The sequence below is a fragment of the Candidatus Dactylopiibacterium carminicum genome, assembly GCF_014736495.1.
In the GTDB taxonomy this organism is placed as follows: Bacteria; Pseudomonadota; Gammaproteobacteria; order Burkholderiales; family Rhodocyclaceae; genus Uliginosibacterium; species Uliginosibacterium carminicum.
This window is the reverse complement of the sequence record NZ_MDUX01000029.1, coordinates 24,083-42,026: the sequence shown is the minus strand read 5'-3', so window position 1 is coordinate 42,026 and position 17,944 is coordinate 24,083. Positions and strand designations below refer to the sequence as shown.

The 17,944-nt window shown below is 60.1% G+C and carries 21 protein-coding genes and 1 pseudogene; 5 read left to right on the top strand and 17 right to left on the bottom strand.

The annotated features are described in order from the left end of the window. Positions 1 to 373: pseudogene (locus BGI27_RS10120) on the bottom strand (transposase); the annotation flags it as partial. 66 nt (positions 374 to 439) lie between these two features. Between BGI27_RS10120 and BGI27_RS10115 the strand changes: the two are divergent. Next, on the top strand, positions 440 to 790 hold the full coding sequence (locus BGI27_RS10115; RefSeq protein WP_095524750.1) for an ABC transporter substrate-binding protein: 351 nt from the start codon (positions 440 to 442) through the stop codon (positions 788 to 790). 68 nt (positions 791 to 858) lie between these two features. On the opposite strand, the gene hisD is transcribed toward BGI27_RS10115, so the two are convergent. The 12 genes from hisD to BGI27_RS10055 all read right to left on the bottom strand — a co-directional run bounded on the left by hisD (position 859) and on the right by BGI27_RS10055 (position 9,831). Next, entirely contained in the window at positions 859 to 2,145 is a 1,287-nt protein-coding gene (hisD, locus tag BGI27_RS10110; RefSeq protein WP_095524749.1) for a histidinol dehydrogenase, read from the bottom strand. After that, positions 2,142 to 2,798, bottom strand: coding sequence for an ATP phosphoribosyltransferase (hisG, locus tag BGI27_RS10105; RefSeq protein WP_420886927.1), 657 nt, complete (start codon positions 2,796 to 2,798; stop codon positions 2,142 to 2,144). Before hisG ends, hisD begins: the two co-directional genes overlap by 4 nt. A 10-nt stretch (positions 2,799 to 2,808) precedes the next feature. Then, positions 2,809 to 4,059, bottom strand: coding sequence for a UDP-N-acetylglucosamine 1-carboxyvinyltransferase (gene murA / locus BGI27_RS10100; protein WP_095524747.1), 1,251 nt, complete (start codon positions 4,057 to 4,059; stop codon positions 2,809 to 2,811). 131 nt (positions 4,060 to 4,190) lie between these two features. Next, positions 4,191 to 4,454, bottom strand: coding sequence for a BolA family protein (locus BGI27_RS10095; protein WP_095524746.1), 264 nt, complete (start codon positions 4,452 to 4,454; stop codon positions 4,191 to 4,193). 2 nt (positions 4,455 to 4,456) lie between these two features. Next, the gene (locus BGI27_RS10090; protein WP_095524745.1) at positions 4,457 to 5,212 is read right to left on the bottom strand and encodes an ABC transporter permease; all 756 of its coding nucleotides are present in this window, start codon (positions 5,210 to 5,212) and stop codon (positions 4,457 to 4,459) included. After that, positions 5,209 to 6,132 carry an ABC transporter ATP-binding protein gene (locus BGI27_RS10085; RefSeq protein WP_095524744.1) on the bottom strand — a complete coding sequence of 308 codons (924 nt, stop codon included), beginning with the start codon at positions 6,130 to 6,132 and terminating at the stop codon, positions 5,209 to 5,211. The genes BGI27_RS10090 and BGI27_RS10085 overlap by 4 nt, the downstream gene beginning before the upstream one ends. Beyond that, a complete protein-coding gene (locus BGI27_RS10080) occupies positions 6,119 to 6,430 on the bottom strand; it encodes an STAS domain-containing protein (protein ID WP_095524743.1) in 312 nt (103 codons plus the stop codon). Before BGI27_RS10080 ends, BGI27_RS10085 begins: the two co-directional genes overlap by 14 nt. Then, positions 6,427 to 7,035 carry an MlaC/ttg2D family ABC transporter substrate-binding protein gene (locus BGI27_RS10075; RefSeq protein ID WP_095524742.1) on the bottom strand — a complete coding sequence of 203 codons (609 nt, stop codon included), beginning with the start codon at positions 7,033 to 7,035 and terminating at the stop codon, positions 6,427 to 6,429. Before BGI27_RS10075 ends, BGI27_RS10080 begins: the two co-directional genes overlap by 4 nt. Positions 7,036 to 7,050: 15 nt before the next feature. After that, a complete protein-coding gene (locus BGI27_RS10070; RefSeq protein ID WP_095524741.1) occupies positions 7,051 to 7,761 on the bottom strand; it encodes an MlaA family lipoprotein in 711 nt (236 codons plus the stop codon). Beyond that, positions 7,758 to 8,225 carry an outer membrane lipid asymmetry maintenance protein MlaD gene (gene mlaD, locus BGI27_RS10065; protein WP_095524740.1) on the bottom strand — a complete coding sequence of 156 codons (468 nt, stop codon included), beginning with the start codon at positions 8,223 to 8,225 and terminating at the stop codon, positions 7,758 to 7,760. Before mlaD ends, BGI27_RS10070 begins: the two co-directional genes overlap by 4 nt. Before the next feature lie 3 nt (positions 8,226 to 8,228). Then, positions 8,229 to 9,020 (bottom strand): lipid asymmetry maintenance ABC transporter permease subunit MlaE, encoded by a 792-nt coding sequence (gene mlaE, locus BGI27_RS10060; protein WP_095524739.1) that lies wholly within the window; start codon positions 9,018 to 9,020, stop codon positions 8,229 to 8,231. After that, positions 9,013 to 9,831, bottom strand: coding sequence for an ABC transporter ATP-binding protein (locus tag BGI27_RS10055; protein ID WP_095524738.1), 819 nt, complete (start codon positions 9,829 to 9,831; stop codon positions 9,013 to 9,015). Before BGI27_RS10055 ends, mlaE begins: the two co-directional genes overlap by 8 nt. A gap of 547 nt (positions 9,832 to 10,378) precedes the next feature. On the opposite strand from BGI27_RS10055, the gene BGI27_RS10050 reads away from it, so the two are divergent. Continuing rightward, positions 10,379 to 11,752 (top strand): AAA family ATPase, encoded by a 1,374-nt coding sequence (locus BGI27_RS10050; RefSeq protein ID WP_317984290.1) that lies wholly within the window; start codon positions 10,379 to 10,381, stop codon positions 11,750 to 11,752. Between the two features lie 11 nt (positions 11,753 to 11,763). Here the strand turns inward: BGI27_RS10050 and BGI27_RS10045 are convergent, their stop codons facing one another. The 4 genes from BGI27_RS10045 to BGI27_RS10030 all read right to left on the bottom strand — a co-directional run bounded on the left by BGI27_RS10045 (position 11,764) and on the right by BGI27_RS10030 (position 14,769). After that, on the bottom strand, positions 11,764 to 12,300 hold the full coding sequence (locus BGI27_RS10045) for a C40 family peptidase (RefSeq protein ID WP_095524735.1): 537 nt from the start codon (positions 12,298 to 12,300) through the stop codon (positions 11,764 to 11,766). Between the two features lie 79 nt (positions 12,301 to 12,379). After that, on the bottom strand, positions 12,380 to 13,804 hold the full coding sequence (locus tag BGI27_RS10040; protein WP_095524734.1) for a PhoH family protein: 1,425 nt from the start codon (positions 13,802 to 13,804) through the stop codon (positions 12,380 to 12,382). Positions 13,805 to 13,862: 58 nt separating this feature from the next. Further along, the gene (locus tag BGI27_RS10035; RefSeq protein WP_095524733.1) at positions 13,863 to 14,315 is read right to left on the bottom strand and encodes a peroxiredoxin; all 453 of its coding nucleotides are present in this window, start codon (positions 14,313 to 14,315) and stop codon (positions 13,863 to 13,865) included. Positions 14,316 to 14,394: 79 nt separating this feature from the next. After that, positions 14,395 to 14,769: an Mth938-like domain-containing protein gene (locus BGI27_RS10030; protein ID WP_095524752.1), complete on the bottom strand. Its 375-nt coding sequence runs from the start codon at positions 14,767 to 14,769 to the stop codon at positions 14,395 to 14,397. Between the two features lie 85 nt (positions 14,770 to 14,854). Between BGI27_RS10030 and BGI27_RS10025 the strand changes: the two genes are divergently transcribed. Genes BGI27_RS10025 through BGI27_RS10015 form a run of 3 tightly spaced genes read left to right on the top strand, consistent with a single transcriptional unit; the run spans position 14,855 to position 17,911 of the window. After that, entirely contained in the window at positions 14,855 to 16,162 is a 1,308-nt protein-coding gene (locus BGI27_RS10025; RefSeq protein ID WP_095524732.1) for a pyridoxal phosphate-dependent aminotransferase, read from the top strand. Beyond that, positions 16,152 to 16,604: a GNAT family N-acetyltransferase gene (locus BGI27_RS10020; RefSeq protein ID WP_095524731.1), complete on the top strand. Its 453-nt coding sequence runs from the start codon at positions 16,152 to 16,154 to the stop codon at positions 16,602 to 16,604. The genes BGI27_RS10025 and BGI27_RS10020 overlap by 11 nt, the downstream gene beginning before the upstream one ends. Then, complete coding sequence (locus BGI27_RS10015; protein WP_095524730.1) at positions 16,601 to 17,911, top strand: homoserine dehydrogenase; 1,311 nt, start codon at positions 16,601 to 16,603, stop codon at positions 17,909 to 17,911. The genes BGI27_RS10020 and BGI27_RS10015 overlap by 4 nt, the downstream gene beginning before the upstream one ends. The last annotated feature ends 33 nt before the right edge of the window (positions 17,912 to 17,944 follow it).

Genomic DNA, 17,944 nt, shown 5'->3' with positions numbered 1-17,944 from the left:
TGCCAGGCGTAGTACCCACTCGGATGGACCCGCATGACCTTGCACATGCGTCGGATTGGCCAGACGTTCTGATGCGCTTCGATGAAGGCGTACCTTACCCGGACTGCTTGGCAAAGTACGCTGTGGCCTTTTTTAGGATGTCGCGCTCCTCGGTTACCCGCTTGAGCTCGGCTCGTAGCCGACGTAACTCGTCCTCTTGGCTATCCTGCGTTTGACGCTCCTGCGGCGTCAGGCTGTAGCGCTTGATCCATGCGTACAGACTGTGGATGCTCACATCCAGTCGCCCGGCAACGTCCGCAACGCTATGTCCACGATCGGTCACTTGCTTGACCGCTTCAATCTTGAACTCTTCCGTGTATCGCTTGCTACTCATAGACACCTCCACTTGGTTGCCAGCTTAAGGCTTCGAAGTGTCTAGTGAACCGGGGGCGATTCATTCATCAAGCTCGCTGGCGACTCAGCCGAAGGCGCCATCGCCTCGCTCGCAGGTGTGCCCATGGAGCAGATGCCCGGCGGTGAGGACTTCCTCAAGCGTTTCCGCGAGCGTTTCGGCGAACCCGAGGTTTATTCCCCTTACGGTTACGATGCCACCCGCGTCTTGGTCGCCGCCATGCTGCAGGCTGACTCGACGGAACCCGTGAAGTACCTGCCGACGCTCGCCAACATCAAGCACGCTGGTGTGACTTCGCCGGAGATCTCCTACGATGAGCATGGAGATTTCGCCAATGGCGGCGTCACCGTCTATCAGGTTCGTCAGGGCAAGTGGGAAGTGATGCAGACGATCGAGTGATCAGTCTCTCGCCCCAAGCAAAAAGGGCCATCCTATGGATGGCCCTTTTCACGACGGGAAACGAACGTTCAGGCGCGATATTCAGCCGATTTCGCATGCGCCTGCAGCCCTTCGCCATAGGCCAGTTCAGCCGCCACTGGCGCCAGGGCGGCTGCACCCGCCCTGGACATATGGATGATGCTGGTGCGTTTCTGGAAGTCATACACGCCCAATGGCGATGAAAAACGTGCACTGCGCATGGTGGGCAGCACGTGATTCGGCCCGGCACAGTAGTCCCCCAACGACTCGACCGAGCAATGCCCCACGAAGATGGCGCCCGCATGGTGGATCTTCTCCACCCAGGGTTCAGCCTCTTCGATTGCCAGCTCCAGATGCTCTGGCGCGATCCGGTTGGCAATCTCGCAGGCCTCGTCGAGGCTGCCGACCTTGATCAATGCACCACGATTGGCCAACGACGCAGCAATGATTTCGTGGCGCGGCATCTGGGGCAGCAGGCGTGCGATCGAAGCCTCGACTGCCGCGATGAATTCGTCGGAAGTGCATAGCAGGATGGCCTGTGCCACTTCGTCATGCTCAGCCTGGGCGAACAGATCCATTGCCACCCAGTCCGGCTCGCCAGTGCCATCGGAGATCACCAGCACTTCGGAGGGGCCAGCCACCATGTCGATACCGACGGTACCGAACACACGGCGCTTGGCTTCTGCTACGAAGGCATTGCCAGGGCCGACGATCTTGTCCACCTGCGGGATCGTCTGCGTGCCATAGGCCAGCGCAGCCACTGCCTGTGCGCCACCGATGGTGAACACCCGGTCGACGCCCGCAATCGCGGCGGCGGCCAGCACCAGGGGATTACGCTCGCCACGCGGCGTGGGCGTGACCATGATGAGTTCCTTGACGCCAGCTACCTTGGCCGGAATCGCATTCATCAACACCGAACTGGGATAACTCGCCTTGCCGCCCGGCACATACAGGCCAGCGCGATCCAGCGGGCTCATCTTCTGTCCCAGGCGGGTGCCGTCGGCCTCGGCAAAACTCCAGGACTCAAGTAGTTGCTTTTCGTGATAGGCCCGTACCCGGGCTGCGGCCGTCTCCAGTGCCTGGCGCTGAGCCGGCGTGATGACCGCAAGCGCTTCTTCAAGCGCGGCTCGGGGGAGCTCCAGCGCGCGGATGTCGGCCGCCTGCAACTGATCGAAACGGTTGGTGTATTCGACCACGGCAGCGTCTCCACGTGCGCGCACGGCAGCCAGAACCTCGGTCACCGCTGCATCCACGCGCGTATCGGTGCTGTTGTCGAAAGCCAGCAGGATCAGCGCCTCCTGGAAACCGGCCTCAGCGGAATTCATCTTGCGGATCATGACTTCACGGCTCCGGCAAAGGCTTCAATCACAGGCTGCAATAGCTCACGCTTCATCTTCAGCGCTGCCTGATTGACCACCAGACGCGAACTGATCTGCATGATTTCCTCGACTTCCTGCAGCTTGTTGGCACGCAGCGTACCGCCTGTGGACACCAGATCCACAATCACGTCCGCCAGCCCGACCAGGGGTGCCAGCTCCATGGAACCGTAGAGCTTGATCAGATCCACGTGCATGCCCTTGGCGGCGAAGTGCTCGCGCGCGATCCTGACGTACTTGGAGGCGACACGGATACGCCCGCCACGCTGCACGGCGGCTTCATAGTCGAATCCGGCGGGCACGGCCACACTCATGCGGCACTTGGCGATGTTCAGATCCACCGGTTGATACAGCCCGGTCCCGCCATGCTCGATGAGCACATCCTTGCCCGCGATGCCGAGATCGGCTGCACCGTACTGCACGTAGGTGGGCGTATCTGAAGCACGGATGATCACCAGACGCACATCTGCGCGGTTGGTCTCGATGATCAGCTTGCGGGAGCTTTCCGGACTTTCCGCTGGCTCGATGCCGGCAGCAGCCAGCAGCGGCAGGGTTTCTTCGAAAATGCGGCCTTTCGACAAGGCCAGGGTAATGCCGTTGAACGTGTTGCTCACAGTCATGTCCTCAACTGGTCCGGCTGACGCTTGCGCCAAGCGCGACCAGTTTTTCATCGAGCTTCTCGTAGCCACGATCCAGGTGGTAGATGCGATCGATCAGTGTCTCGCCTTCAGCCACCAGTCCGGCAATCACCAGGCTGGCCGAAGCGCGCAAATCGGTGGCCATCACCGCAGCCCCCTGCAACTTTTCCACACCGGTGACCAACGCCGAATTGCCGTCGATCTTGATGTCGGCGCCCAGGCGCTGCAGCTCCACTGCATGCATGAAACGGTTCTCGAAGATCGTCTCGCGGATCATCGCGGAGCCTTCCGCAACGCTGTTCAAGGCCATGAACTGCGCCTGCATGTCGGTAGGAAATGCCGGATAAGGAGACGTGCGCAAACTCACGGCCTTGAGACGTGCCGGAGCCTTCAGATGGATGGCGTGCCGCTCAGCCTGCACCTCGCACCCAGCATCCATCAGTTTGTCGATCACGGCATCCAGATAGGCCGAGGATGTGTTGTTGAGCCGCACTTCGCCACCGGTCACCGCAGCGGCACAGAGGTAAGTGCCGGTCTCGATGCGGTCCGGCATGATGCGATGCGTGCAGCCATGCAGACGTGCGACACCCTGGACGCGGATCACGTCCGTGCCGGCGCCGGATATCTGCGCGCCCATGGCGACCAGGCAGTTGGCCAGATCGACCACTTCCGGCTCGCGTGCAGCATTCTCGATCACCGTCACGCCATCGGCCAATGCCGCGGCCATCATCAGATTCTCGGTACCGGTCACGGTGACCATGTCGGTGAAAATGCGCGCGCCCTTCAGGCGCGGTGACTTCGCCAACACATAGCCATGGTCGACATTGACCTCGGCGCCCATGGCTTGCAGCCCCTTGATGTGCTGGTCCACCGGCCGCGCACCGATAGCGCATCCGCCAGGCAGACTCACCCGGGCTTCGCCACAACGGGCCACCAGCGGGCAAAGCACCAGAATGGCTGCACGCATGGTCTTCACCAGCTCGTAGCTGGCCACCGGATTGCTGATTTCGCGCGCCTGCAGGGTGACGGTATCCCCTTCGCGCGAGACTTGCACCCCCATGTCGGCGAGCAGCCTTAGCAGCGTAGCGATGTCCTTGAGCTGGGGAACATTGGTGAAAGTGACCGCTTCATCGGTCAACAGTGCCGCGCACAGCAACGGCAGGGCGGCATTCTTGGCGCCGGAGATGGCGATCTCGCCAGCCAGACGGGCACCGCCCTTGATCAGGAGCTTGTCCATGGAGTTTTGTCGATTCGTGTGAGCACATGGCGCAGCCATGTGAAAGGCAAAGGCCGGAAGGTACCGGCGCGAAAGCGGGAGATTATAGCCCTTGCCATGCCCTGCCCTCGCCCGGCCACGGGCCGGGACTATCAGAGGGATTTCTGAAACTCGGCCCACTGAGCAGGGGTGTAGGTCTGCAACTGCAGGGCATGGATTTCGTTGCCCATCAGACTGCCCAGCGTGCCGTACAGCGTGCCGTATACCGCCTGATGCTGGCGCACCCGCGGTTTGCCTTCGAATTCGGCACTGACGACGATCCCGGAAAAATGCACGCCATCGTCCCCTTCGATGGCCACGAACTCACAAGACAACCCGGCCTCGATCAGGCGCTGGATTTCACTGGCTTGAAACATCTTCAACCTCTCAGTTTGTAGCCGCGCTGCAGCAGCTGGAGCGTCAAGGCAGCAAGCAGCACAAAGGCTGTGCCGACGATGACGAAACTCAGCCAGGGCGAAACGTCGGATGCACCGAACACGCCGTAGCGGAATCCGTCAATCATGAAGAAAAACGGATTCAGATGCGACACCTGCTGCCAGAACTCGGGCAGGGAGCGGATCGAATAGAACACGCCGGAGAGCATGGTCAGCGGCATGATGAGGAACTTCTGGAAAGCGGCAAGCTGATCGAACTTGTCTGCCCAGATACCGGCGATAAGCCCCAACGTGCCCAGGATAGCGCCGCCCAGCAGCACGAAACCGAGTACCCACCAGGGGTGGGCCACGCCTGTCCAGCCGAAGAACAACGAGGCCAGCCAGACACCGAATCCGACAACCACGCCACGCACCACCGAAGCGATCACGTAGGCCGCAAAGAACTCACGGTATGAAATCGGCGGCAGCAACACGAAGATGATGTTGCCGGTGATCTTGCTCTGGATGAGCGAGGATGAACTGTTGGCAAATGCGTTCTGCAGTACGCTCATCATCACCAGCCCCGGGATCAGAAAACCGGTGTAGCTCACGCCCTCCAAGGGCTGCAGGCGTCCTTCCAGCACGTGACCGAAGATCATCAGATAGAGCAAGGAAGTGATCACAGGGGCGGCCACGGTCTGGAAGCCTACCTTCCAGAAACGCAGTAGCTCCTTGTAGAGCAAGGCGGAGAAACAGCTCATCGGGAGTTCTCCTGCATGATCTCGACGAAAGCCTGCTCCAGATCTGGCTGGGTGATCGCAATATCCTCGATCAGGGCTCCGCTTTCACGCACCGCAGCGAGCAAGCCTTCGATCTCGGCATGGCGATCGAAGCGCAGTTGCAGCACTCCGCTCTCTCGCGCCAGCAAATGCTCGGCGAGGAACGTCGGCAAAACATCCGGCATGCCGGCGGCTCTGATCTGCAATGCCCGCTGGCTGACACGGCGCAGGATGTTCGGTGTCGAATCCAGCGCCACGATGCGCCCCTGCTTGAGCATGGCGATCCGTCCGCAGAGTTCCTCCGCCTCTTCCAGGTAATGCGTTGTCAGCACGATGGTGTGATCATCGCGGTTGAGCTTACGGATGAACTGCCACAAGGTCTGCCGCAGCTCCACATCCACGCCCGCGGTAGGTTCATCGAGCACAATCACCGGCGGTTTGTGCACCAACGCCTGAGCGACCAGCACGCGGCGCTTCATACCGCCGGAGAGCGCGCGCATGTTGATGTCTGCCTTGTGACTCAGATCGAGATTTGCCAGCAGTTCATCGATCCAGTCGTCATTACGGCGAATGCCGAAGTAGCCGGATTGAATGCGCAGCAACTCACGCACGGAAAAGAAAGGGTCGAATACCAGCTCCTGTGGCACCACACCAAGCTTGCGTCGTGCTTCGCGGTAATCGCGCACCACCTCGTGCCCCATCACGCGGATTTCTCCGGCACTCAGGCGCACCAGCCCTGCGAGCGAAGAAATCAGTGTCGTCTTGCCCGCTCCGTTGGGGCCCAACAGACCGAAGAATTCCCCTTGATGAATGTCGAGGTCAACGCCAGCCAGAGCCTGCAGTGCGCCATATTGCTTGACCGCACCGCGCACGCTGATCGCGGGCGTATCAGGATTGGGCACGAGCGTCGCTGCCTTGTTGTTCCGGGAAAATGATGGCGGATACGCCGTACAGGCTGGCCAGGCTGCGCAAGGCAACCGGGGCCGCCTCCACACTCAAGGTATGGCCCGCGGCACGCGCGGCACGCTTCCAGGCCAGGATCAGCGCAAGCGCGGAGGAGTCGACCGTCGTGACGTTGGAAAAATTCACCACTCTGTCTGCCTCGCACACCAAGGCCTCACCAGCCGGCTGCAATGCGGGCACGGTGAATTGATTGACGGCACCCTGCACTTGCAGGCGCCCATCCGGCAACACGATCATGACTTGCTCGCGGCCAGTTGCTTGTTCCGTTCGGAGAGACTGCGGATCAGACCATCGATACCGCCGTTGCGGATTTCCTGCGCGAAGGTTTCGCGATAGTTGGTCACTAGGCTGACGCCAGCCACCATCACGTCATAGACCTTCCAAGCATCACCGCTCTTGATCATTTCATAATCGATGGATACCGGCTTGGCACCAGGCTGACGAATCTCTGTGCGCACGATCACGTCCGTATCCGTCGGCTTCATACGCAGAGGTTTAAAGTCGATGGTCTGGTTCTTGTATTGGCTCAACGCGTTCGAATAGCTGCGGACCAGCAAGGTACGGAATTCATTGGTCAGGGCCTTGCGCTGATCAGCCGAGGCACTGCGCCATTCACGGCCCATGGCCAGGGCAGTCATGCGGGCGAAGTCGAAGTGCTCAAGCACCTTGGTTTCGACCAGATCGAGAATGCGCTGTTGATCACCTGCCTGGATCGCCTTGTCGTTCTTGACGATCTCGATCACTTCAGTCATCAGACGGCGCGCCAACACGTCCGGAGCCTCCTGCGCCGAGGCGGCGAAAGCCACGAAAGCCAGCAGGGCTGCAACAATTTTTTTCAGCATGGGGAACTCCTTTTCTTATTCGTCGAAGAAGTCATCCTCCCGTGGGGGACGACCATCGTATATCTGGCTGAGGCGCCGCTGCAGGTAGAAGTCACGCAGATAGGCGTACTTGTCCAGCGCGGCCTGCTCCAGCGCGGCATCGGCACCCAGCAACTGGGCACGGGTATTGATCAGACCCAGCGCCGTCAAACCAGTTCGCGTCTGCCAGCCCGGAATTTGTTGCGTAGGGCTGGCCAGGAAATCCGCACCTTTCCCGAAACCGTCACGCACGGTGCTTGGCCCCAGGAACGGCAGCATCAGATAGGGACCGGAACCCACGCCCCAGCGCCCCAGGGTCTGACCGAAATCTTCCTCATGCTTATCGAGTTCCATCTCGCTGGCGACATCGAAGAATCCGAGGATACCGACAGTGGAATTGAGGGCGAAACGGCCAAAATCAACCCCACCGTCCACCGGCTTGCCTTGCAGCAGATTGTTGACCCCGGTCCACAGATCCTCGATGTTGCCGAAAAAATTGCTGACACCCGTACGCGCTGGCAAGGGCACGACCTTTTCGTAGCCCTGGGCCACCGGCCGCAGTGCGTGCTTGTCCAGCGTTTCGTTGAACGCAAAGACCTTGCGATTTATCCCCTCCCAAGGATCCACGTCCGGCCGTTCTCCCGGCACGCTCGCGCACGCGCTCAATCCCAGACAGACCAGCGCCAGAAGCAGGCGCAAACCTCTCATTTGGAACTCCCGCCTTCAGCGGTATTGAACATGAACTGACTGATCAGCTTTTCCAGCACCACGGCGGATTGAGTCTTGCGGATCTCAGCCCCGGGAGCCAGCACTTCCTCGTCGCCGCCAGGCTCCAGGCCGATATACTGCTCACCGAGAAGGCCCGAGGTATTGATGGTGGCAAAAGTGTCACGCGGGAAACGATAACGCCCGTCCATGTTCAGACTGACCACCGCCTGATAGTTCTGGGGATCCAGCGCGATCGATTCGATACGCCCCACGACCACGCCAGCGCTCTTGACCGGAGTTCGCACCTTCAAGCCCCCGATGTTGTCGAAATGTGCCTGCAGCGAATAGGGGTCCTGCAGTTTTGTTCCGCCCAAATTGCCGACCCGCATGGACAGGAACAGCAGCGCGAGCACACCCAGTACCACAAAGATTCCCACCCAGATGTCTATGCTTGCACGCTTCATAAATCAGCTCCCGAACATGAGAGAGGTCAACACAAAATCCAGCCCAAGGATGGCCAGCGAAGAAGTCACCACAGTACGTGTGGTTGCCCGAGAAACACCCTCGGCAGTGGGTTCGCAGTCATACCCCTCGAACACCGCGATCCACGAAACGGCGACACCAAACACCACGCTTTTGATCACGCCGTTGAGAATGTCCTCCTGGAAATCCACCGATGCCTGCATCTGGCTCCAGAAGCTCCCTTCGTCCGCGCCGATCAGAACCACTCCGACAAGATAGCCACCAAAGATCCCCATTGCCGAGAACAGCGCGGCCAGCAAGGGCATCGAAAGCACGCCCCCCCAAAAGCGCGGCGCCACCACGCGGGCAATGGGGTTCACGGCCATCATGTCCATCGCATCCAATTGCTCGGTTGCCTTCATCAAACCTATCTCGGCCGTAATCGCAGACCCTGCCCGACTCGCGAACAGCAGCCCTGCTACCACAGGCCCTAGCTCGCGGACTAGGGAAAGCGCTACCAGCACGCCAAGCGCTTCCTCGGATCCGGATCGGACCAGGGTTTCGTAACCTTGCAGGCCCAACACCATACCGACGAACAACCCTGACACCACGATGATCACCAGGGACAGCACACCAGCGAAATGGATTTCCCGTAACGTCAGCCGGAAGCGCTTGAGACTCGTGCCAGACAGGGCTAGGACCATGCAGAAAAATCGCGCGGCAAACCCCAGACGCAATATGGCATTGATTAGGCGCGCGCCAATTGCGCGCAAAAAACAGCTCACCGCATCAAGCATCACCAGCCCCTAGCAAGGCCTGCTCATAAGGTTCGGCAGGGATCTGGAACGGCACGGGACCATCCGCTTCGCCCCAGACGAACTGATGCACCCAAGGATCAGTGGAAGTCCGGATTTCGTCCGGAGTCCCTTCGGCGACCACCTTGCCTGCCGACAGGAAATAGATGTAATCCACCATCTGCAAGGACTCCTGCACATCGTGTGTTACGACGATAGAGCTGGCGCCCAACGCATCGTTGAGCCTGCGAATCAACTGTCCGATAACCCCCAGCGAGATGGGATCCAGACCGGTAAACGGTTCGTCGTAGATCATCAATTCAGGATCAAGTGCGACTGCACGTGCCAGTGCAACACGGCGTGCCATGCCACCGGACAGCTCGCGCGGCATCAGGGACGCAGCCCCCCGCAGACCGACAGCATGGAGCTTCATGAGTACCAGGTCGTGAATCACAGGTTCGGACAGTTCGGTGTGTTCGCGCATCGGAAAGGCTACGTTGTCGAACACCGACATATCGGTAAACAGAGCACCGAACTGGAACAGCATGCTCATACGCCGGCGCAGCGCATACAGATCCTTGCGGCCCAATGCAGGCACGTCCTGACCGCAAACACTGAGACTGCCGCTTCTCGGCAGAAGCTGCCCTCCGATCAGGCGCATCAAGGTTGTCTTGCCGCTGCCCGACCCTCCCATGATGGCAACTACCTTGCCGCGCGGCACAGTGAGATTCACGCCATGCAAGACATCACGCTGACCGTAGGCGAAATGGAGATCGCGCAGCTCTACCAGCGAAGGGGAAACGCTTGCATTCATCTGAGTTCTTATCGGCTCTCGGGGGAAAGCAGGGGCAGGATTCTAACACGCACCCAAGAGCCATCTGGGCACGCTGAAGGGTACAAAACCCATCCTGAAGCCAGCAGTACCTCAAATATACATACATTCTTGGATGTATGTAAGTAAAAACATGGCTCCGAGGGTCAATAGATGCAAACAACTCCCCTTAAAGGACATCAGCCCGCCCCCTCGAACGAATGCGCTACACTATTTCATCGTTCGCTCCCCGGACCGTACGTATCTGCATGACCGCCCTGCGCCCGCCACTGCTGATCGTCGACAACACCCTATCCCCCAAGGGCATGGAGCCGCTTTTCAGTCGGCACCCGCAATCGCCCGGCATCTCCCGCCGCTTTAAGCCCTCGAACCGGGCGCCCACCGCTCCGGACCATGCCTCCCCCTGTAACAACAACACTCGTCTAGGGTGCGGCACTACATACGGCGCATCCATTACCTCCACACATTTTTGCTAGAGCGAGCTGCCATGTACCAGGACTATTTCGGCCTGCGCTAGCCCCCGTTCCGCATCACGCCACAAACCGAGCATTTCTACCCCGGTGCAAAGCGTGGCGAGCTACTCGAGGCTCTGCTGCATGCACTGAGCCACGACGAAGGCATCCTGATGGTCAGTGGGGAGGTAGGCTCTGGCAAAACGATGCTCTGCCACATGCTGACGAATCGCCTACCTGAAGGTACTCGGGTGATCCATCTGGCGAATCCGGGCCTGAACCCACAAGAATTGCTGGTAGCCATCGCACGCAGTCTGGACATCGCCAACCAGGAAGACAAAAACCCACTGCGCTGCATCGAGCGGCGCTTGATCGAGCTGCATAACGCCAGCCTTCGGGTCATCATGATCATTGACGAGGCTCACACAATGCCTCGTGACTCACTGGAGCAGATCCGACGACTCTCCAATCTGGAGATCTCCACGCAAAAACTGCTGCAGATTGTTCTGTTCGGCCAACCGGAACTCAACGGAGTTCTCGCGGAGCGCAACATGCGCTCACTGCATGAGCGCATCACCCAGCATTTCCATATCGCGCCACTAACGGCACAACAGATCCGCGACTACCTCGGCTTCCGCCTGCATGTTGCGGGCTACAGAGGGCCGGACCTGTTCCCTGAGCACATCCTGCCCCGCCTCGCACGCGTATCCAGAGGACTGACACGACGCGTCAACATTCTGGCCGACAAGGTCTTGCTGGCGGCATTCGCCGACAATACCCGGCGTCTGGACACTCGACACCTGAACCTTGCCATACGCGATTCACGCTACGCAGCACGCACTGGCGTATGGCGCCTGCCCGTTGCGTTGTTGCTGATAACCGGCCTGAGCGTGACTCTGGTCACACAATTCCGTGCGCCCCCTCCCGCCCCCCAGCCGATCGCTGAAAACGCAGAGGCACCCAGGCTACCCTCAGTTCTCGCAAGCAAGGCGTCTCACGACGAAAAGGCAGCAGAACCAACGGCCAGTAACACCGTCATTGCTGCTGCATCTGAGCTTGAACTTGTACAAGATTGGGCTCCAGTCCCGACGGCACTGGGGCCACTCGCCCACGCCCGCCTTCTCGACTCACGTGCGGACATGGCAGGCATACCAGACGATCGTTGGTTCATTCAGCTTCGCTCGGTACCCGCCAGCAACGCCTCCAGCCTAGAGGATTTTCTTGCCAGTGCCGACAGAGCGCTGGATCCTGCGCAACTAAGGCTCTTCGTGGTCAAGAACGACCCTAAACAGATGATCGGCGTGATTTACGGCGCATATCCGGATAGCCGCAGCGCACAAAATGGTGTTCAGCAACTCCCTGCCTGGCTACGTGCGGCCGGCCCATTCATCCGCTCTTTCAAATCGCTGCGCCTGGAAAAAACAAAGGCCGCTGATGCGGCCTCTTCCTGAAGCTGAGCGAGTCATTCCAAAGGCAAACCTGCAGGAGCTCCTGATGGAGCTTCAGCCGCCTGGGCTTCCGACACCAGACGCCGCGCGCCGTTGAAGCGTTTCATCCAGTAGCTGCCGTTCATTTCCTCGACACGAACGACACTTCCCTGGGAGGGTGCATGCAGAAACTTGTTGTCGCCCACATAAATCCCTACATGAGAGAAGGCACGGCGCATGGTGTTGAAGAACACCAAGTCACCAGGCTGGAGGTCTTTCGCACCGACCTTGTCGCCCATCTTCGCCATCTCGGCCGCCGTTCTTGGCAGATTGAGCCCCAACGCATCCCCGAAGACCTTGCGCACCAGCCCACTACAATCGAATCCACCGCGCTCAGGACTGTCACCGCCGAAAAGGTACTTGATGCCGAGATAGGCGAATCCCTTGTCGAGCAGCTGACCCACACTTCCCTGATCAGCATCGGCCGATGACGGAAGCTCCTGAGCTCGTGCTGGCAGCACGGACAGGAGCAAGCTGAGGCACAGCAGGAAACGGAAGGGCGGGAAGCGCATGGGGCCGGACTATAACTTTGGCCCTAAGTTGCTGTAAACCATGCATTACCGCCCTTACCCCAAAATTCATCACGACCATTCAAAGAGCATCCGCTGCGTAGTCCGCCAGACGCGAGCGTTCACCGCGCTGCAAGGTAATGTGGCCGCTGTGTTCCCAGCCCTTGAAACGATCGACTACATAGGTCAAACCGGAACTACCTTCTGTCAGATAGGGCGTATCGATCTGCGCGATGTTGCCAAGGCAGACGACCTTGGTCCCCGGCCCTGCGCGCGTGATCAGCGTCTTCATCTGCTTCGAAGTTAGGTTCTGCGCTTCATCGATGATCAGGAACTTGTTGATGAAGGTCCGTCCACGCATGAAATTGAGGCTCTTGACCTTGATACGGGTGCGAATCAGATCGCGCGTAGCCGCCCTGCCCCATTCGCCGCCATAGCCGCCGCCATCCTCGGGGCTGCCGTTGAGTACATCGAGGTTGTCCTCCAGCGCCCCCATCCAGGGCGCCATCTTTTCTTCCTCGGTCCCCGGCAGAAAGCCGATGTCCTCACCCACCGGCACGGTCACACGGGTCATGATGATTTCGGCGTAGCGCTTGGTCTCCAGCACCTGCGTCAAGCCAGCTGCCAGCGTCAGCAAGGTCTTGCCGGTCCCGGCCTGCCCGAGCAGGGAAACAAAATCGATGTCCGGATTCATCAGCAGGTTCAGCGCGAAGTTCTGTTCGCGGTTACGCGCCACGATCCCCCATACATTGTTCTTCTGATGGGTGTAGTCGATCAGTGACTCAAGCTGGGCAACTGGACCATCCTTCTTCTTGACGATGGCATAGAGCGGCTTTTCACCCTCCTGATAGACCAGCTCATTCAGATACAGCTCGTTGGAAAGCGGCCCGCGCACGCGATAACAGGCGCGCCCCGCTTCCTTCCAGGACTCCATGTTCCGCCCATGCGTCTCCCAGAAATCGTCGGGCAATTCGCGCATGCCGGTGTAGAGGAGATCCGTATCCTCCAGCACCTTGTCGTTGAAGTAATCCTGCGCTTCCAGCCCCAGGGCACGGGCCTTGATGCGCATGTTGATGTCCTTGGAGACCAGGATCACATGGCGATCCGCGCGCTGCTCCTTGAGGAACATCACCACGGCCAGGATCTGGTTGTCGGCCTTGGCTGTCGGCACCGACGCCGGCAACACCACATCGATGGCCTGGGTCTGCAGGAACAATCGCCCGGAGGCCAGCCCACGCGAAGGTTCGGACAGCGGAATTCCCGCCTCGATGTGCGCCTCGCAGGCAGACACGACCTCGTCCATGCTGCGGCTGGCCTGGCGCGCGTTCCGCGCCACCTCAGACATGCCTTTCTTGTTGTTGTCCAGCTCCTCAAGCGTCATGATCGGTACGAACAGATCATGCTCCTCGAAGCGGAAAAGGCTCGTCGGGTCGTGCATCAGCACATTGGTATCGAGCACGAACAGCTTGGTCGGCGGAGGCGTGACAGCTTTTTTTCGAGTAGCCATGTGAGCTCGCTGCGAGGTGGAGAAACCGGAGGGAATCGGAGAATGTCTGCCCGGACGGTTACAGGCTCTTTACATACTCCAGCACTTCCAGGGCATGACCATCGACCTTCACCTTGCGCCATTCACGCGCGAGCTTGCCGCCCACGGCGAAGACAAAGGTGCTGCGCTCGATGCCACGCACCTGCTTGCCATACATGTTCTTCAGCTTGATGACGCCAAAGGTATCGCACAGGCTCTCGTCGGCGTCGGAGAGGAGTTCGAACGGGAAGTCGAACTTGCACTTGAAGTTCTCGTGAGATTTCACGCTGTCACGCGAAACCCCGAAAACCCTGGCCCCTGCTGCGGCAAACTCAGCATGCAGACGGGCAAAATCGATACCTTCGGTGGTGCAACCGGGCGTGTTGTCCTTGGGGTAGAAGTACAGCACCACCTTGCCACCACCAAGTTCCGCCAGATTGATGTGTTGACCGCTGGTGGCCTCCAGCGTGAGATCGGGAAGGCTGTCGCTCATTTTTCTATCTTCTTGGGGGCGGGCTTTTGATATCAGCGTATCGACATTCACGCCCGGCGGCAAGCGAGGAAAAACCAGCTCAAAAATCCTCCAGTACCAATGCAGCCAACACGCGCCGCCCTTCGGACGCCAGCAGGTTGAAGGTCCGGCAGGCTGCTGCCGTATCCATGAACTCGTATCCGATGCCCGCCTCGATCAATGGGCGCAACACGGCGGCAGGCAGAAAATGCTGGCGCGGCCCTGTCCCCAGCAGCACCAGCGAGGGCTTGCGTGCAGCGATGTCTGCAATCGCCTGCGCATCGATATCGGCAGCGCGACGGACATGCCAGACAGAGAGTGTCTGTGGTTCCAGGAGCAGGCTTGCCCGATAAGGCACGCCATCGACGCTGACGGCTTCCGGGCTGACCGCCGTCACGGTCAGCAGGCCTTGCGAAATCTCTCGGGACAGCTTCATGCGCAATTGAGCAGAGTAGTACGCGGTTTCGCTATCATACGGGGTTCGCGGTGCGCGCCGCGCGCCATTCTTCTGGAGCAAGATCATGAAACAAGGCCACACCCTGCATGTCGCAAATTCTTCCACGCAAAGACGTGTGGCGGAAGCTGCCGCCGCAGCCCCGGTGGCCCGCAGTTTCGCCAAGTCCGCAAAGCTGGCCAACGTCTGCTACGACATCCGTGGCCCGGTGCTCGAACGGGCCCGTCAGATGGAAGAAGAAGGTCATCGCATCATCAAGCTGAATACCGGCAACCCCAAGGCTTTCGGCTTCGAAGCGCCCGACGAGATCACGCTGGACATGATCCGCAACATGTCCAGCGCCGCGGCCTACGTAGACTCCAAGGGGATTTTCCCTGCGCGCAAGGCAATCATGCATTACACGCAGGAGAAGAAGATCGCCGATGTCACCGTGGACGACATCTACATCGGCAATGGCGCCTCCGAACTGATCGTGATGGCCATGCAGGCCCTGCTCAATGACGGTGACGAGGTACTGGTTCCCTCGCCCGACTATCCGCTATGGACTGCCGCCGTGAATCTTTCCGGCGGCCGCGCCCGCCACTATCTCTGTGACCCGGACAATGGCTGGTTGCCCGCGCTGGACGACATCCGCTCGAAGATCACCGAGCGTACCAAGGCCATCGTCGTCATCAATCCGAACAACCCCACCGGCGCGGTGTATCCGGACGAGGTGCTGCGCGAGCTGGTCGAAGTCGCCCGCCAGCACAACCTGATCATCTGTGCCGACGAGATCTACGACAAGATCCTGTATGAAGGCGCCACGCACACCTCGATGGCCTCCCTGGCCAACGATGTGCTGTTCCTCACCTTCAACGGGCTCTCCAAGAACTACCGCGCCTGTGGCTACCGTGCTGGCTGGATGGTCGTCTCGGGCAACAAGCGCATCGCCCAGGACTACATCGAAGGCCTGAACATCCTTGCCACCATGCGTCTGTGCGCCAACGTGCCGGCGCAATACGGCATCCAGACCGCACTGGGCGGCTATCAATCGATCCATGATCTGGTCAAACCGGGGGGCCGCCTGGCCCGCCAGCGCGATATCGCCTACGACGCGCTGAGCAGCATGCCCGGCGTTACCTGCGTGAAGCCCAAGGGCGCGCTGTACATGTTCCCGCGCTTCGATCCGAAGCTCTACCCCATCGTCGACGATCAGCAGTTCGTGCTCGAACTTCTGGAAGCCGAGCGTGTGCTGCTGGTACAGGGCACCGGCTTCAACTGGGCGACGCCGGATCATGTGCGGGTGGTCTTCCTGCCCAACTCCGACGACCTTACCGAGGTCATGGAGCGTATTGCCCGCTTCCTCGATCGCTACCGCAAACGCCATGGCAGCTGATTACCGCCTGGTCGATGTCTGTGACGCGGAGGGCCGGATCGTCGAATCGGGCTGGCTCTCCCGTGCGGAGCCTGTCCATCGGCAGCTACGTCCGGACCTCGATGTGGACTACGTCGGCAAGCTCACACGCATTTTCCGCGATGGCGGGCGCATGACGCTCGCCGTCCAGGGAGACGTCGTCATTGGCCTGGCCGTCTGGCGCAGCTTCGAAGATACCGCCAACGGCATCAAGTTCTACGTCGATGACCTTGTCACCGACGAAACCCGTCGCTCCGGCGGAGCCGGCCATGCGCTGATCGAGGCGCTCGGCTACAAGGCGCGCGCACTGGGCGCCACGCGCATCGATCTCGACTCCGGCGTGCAGCGCTTCCGGGCTCATGCCTTCTACTTCCGAGAAGGCTTTTTTATCCTTTCCCACAACTTCAAGAAACAGCTCGTATGAAACCTATCAACGTTGGCCTTCTCGGCATCGGCACCGTCGGCGGTGGCACCTGGACCGTACTCTCCCGCAACGCAGAGGAAATCACCCGTCGCGCTGGGAGCCCGATCCGCATCACCGCCGTGGCCGATCGCAACACCGAGCTGGCCACGCAGGTCACGGGCGGTGCGGCACGCGTGACGGCCGACGCCTTCGAGCTGGTGAAAGACCCCGAGATCGACATCATCGTCGAGCTGATCGGCGGCTATACCGTGGCTCGCGATCTGGTGCTCGCCGCCATCGAGAACGGCAAGCACGTGGTCACCGCCAACAAGGCACTGCTTGCCGTGCACGGCAAGGAGATCTTCGCCGCGGCACAGGCCAAGGGCGTCACGGTAGCCTTCGAAGCCGCCGTGGCTGGCGGCATTCCCATCATCAAGGCGCTGCGCGAAGGCCTGGCCGCCAACCGCATTCAGTGGGTCGCCGGCATCATCAACGGCACCACAAACTTCATCCTCTCCGAAATGCGCGACAAGGGCCTGCCCTTTGCCGACGTACTCAAGGAAGCCCAGCGCCTGGGCTATGCGGAAGCCGACCCCACCTTCGACATCGAAGGCATCGACGCAGCCCATAAGGCCACGCTGATGAGCGCGCTGGCCTTCGGCATCCCGGTGCAGTTCGACAAAGCCTACGTCGAAGGCATCACCCGGCTCGAAGCCGTCGACATCAAGTACGCCGAACAGTTGGGGTATCGCATCAAGCTGCTGGGCATCGCCAAGCGTCGGGAAACTGGCGTGGAGCTTCGCGTGCATCCCACGCTGATTCCTTCCAGCCGCCTGATCGCCAATGTCGAGGGCGCCATGAACGCCGTGCTGGTCCAGGGAGATGCCGTCGGTGCCACGCTCTACTACGGCAAGGGCGCTGGTGCCGAACCCACCGCCTCGGCCGTGATCGCCGATCTGGTGGACGTCACCCGTCTGGCCACCGCCGAGCCTGGTCACCGCGTGCCCCATCTCGCCTTCCAGGCCGACCAGCTCGTCGATCTGCCGATCCTGCCGATCGAGGAAGTGCAGACTGCCTACTATCTGCGCATGCGCGTGGAAGACCGCGCTGGCGTACTCGCCGACATCACGCGCATCCTGGCCGAAGGCAGCATCTCCATCGACGCCATGCTGCAGAAGGAGCCTGGTGAAGGCGAATCTCAGACCGACATCATCCTGCTCACTCACCAGGCCATCGAGGGCCAGGTCAACGCCGCCATCGCCAATATCGAAGCGCTTAAGACCGTGGTAGGCAAGGTGACGAAGATCCGTCTGGAAGAACTCAACTGAACGAAGGAGAAGGGAGAGGCAGGAAGGAACAAA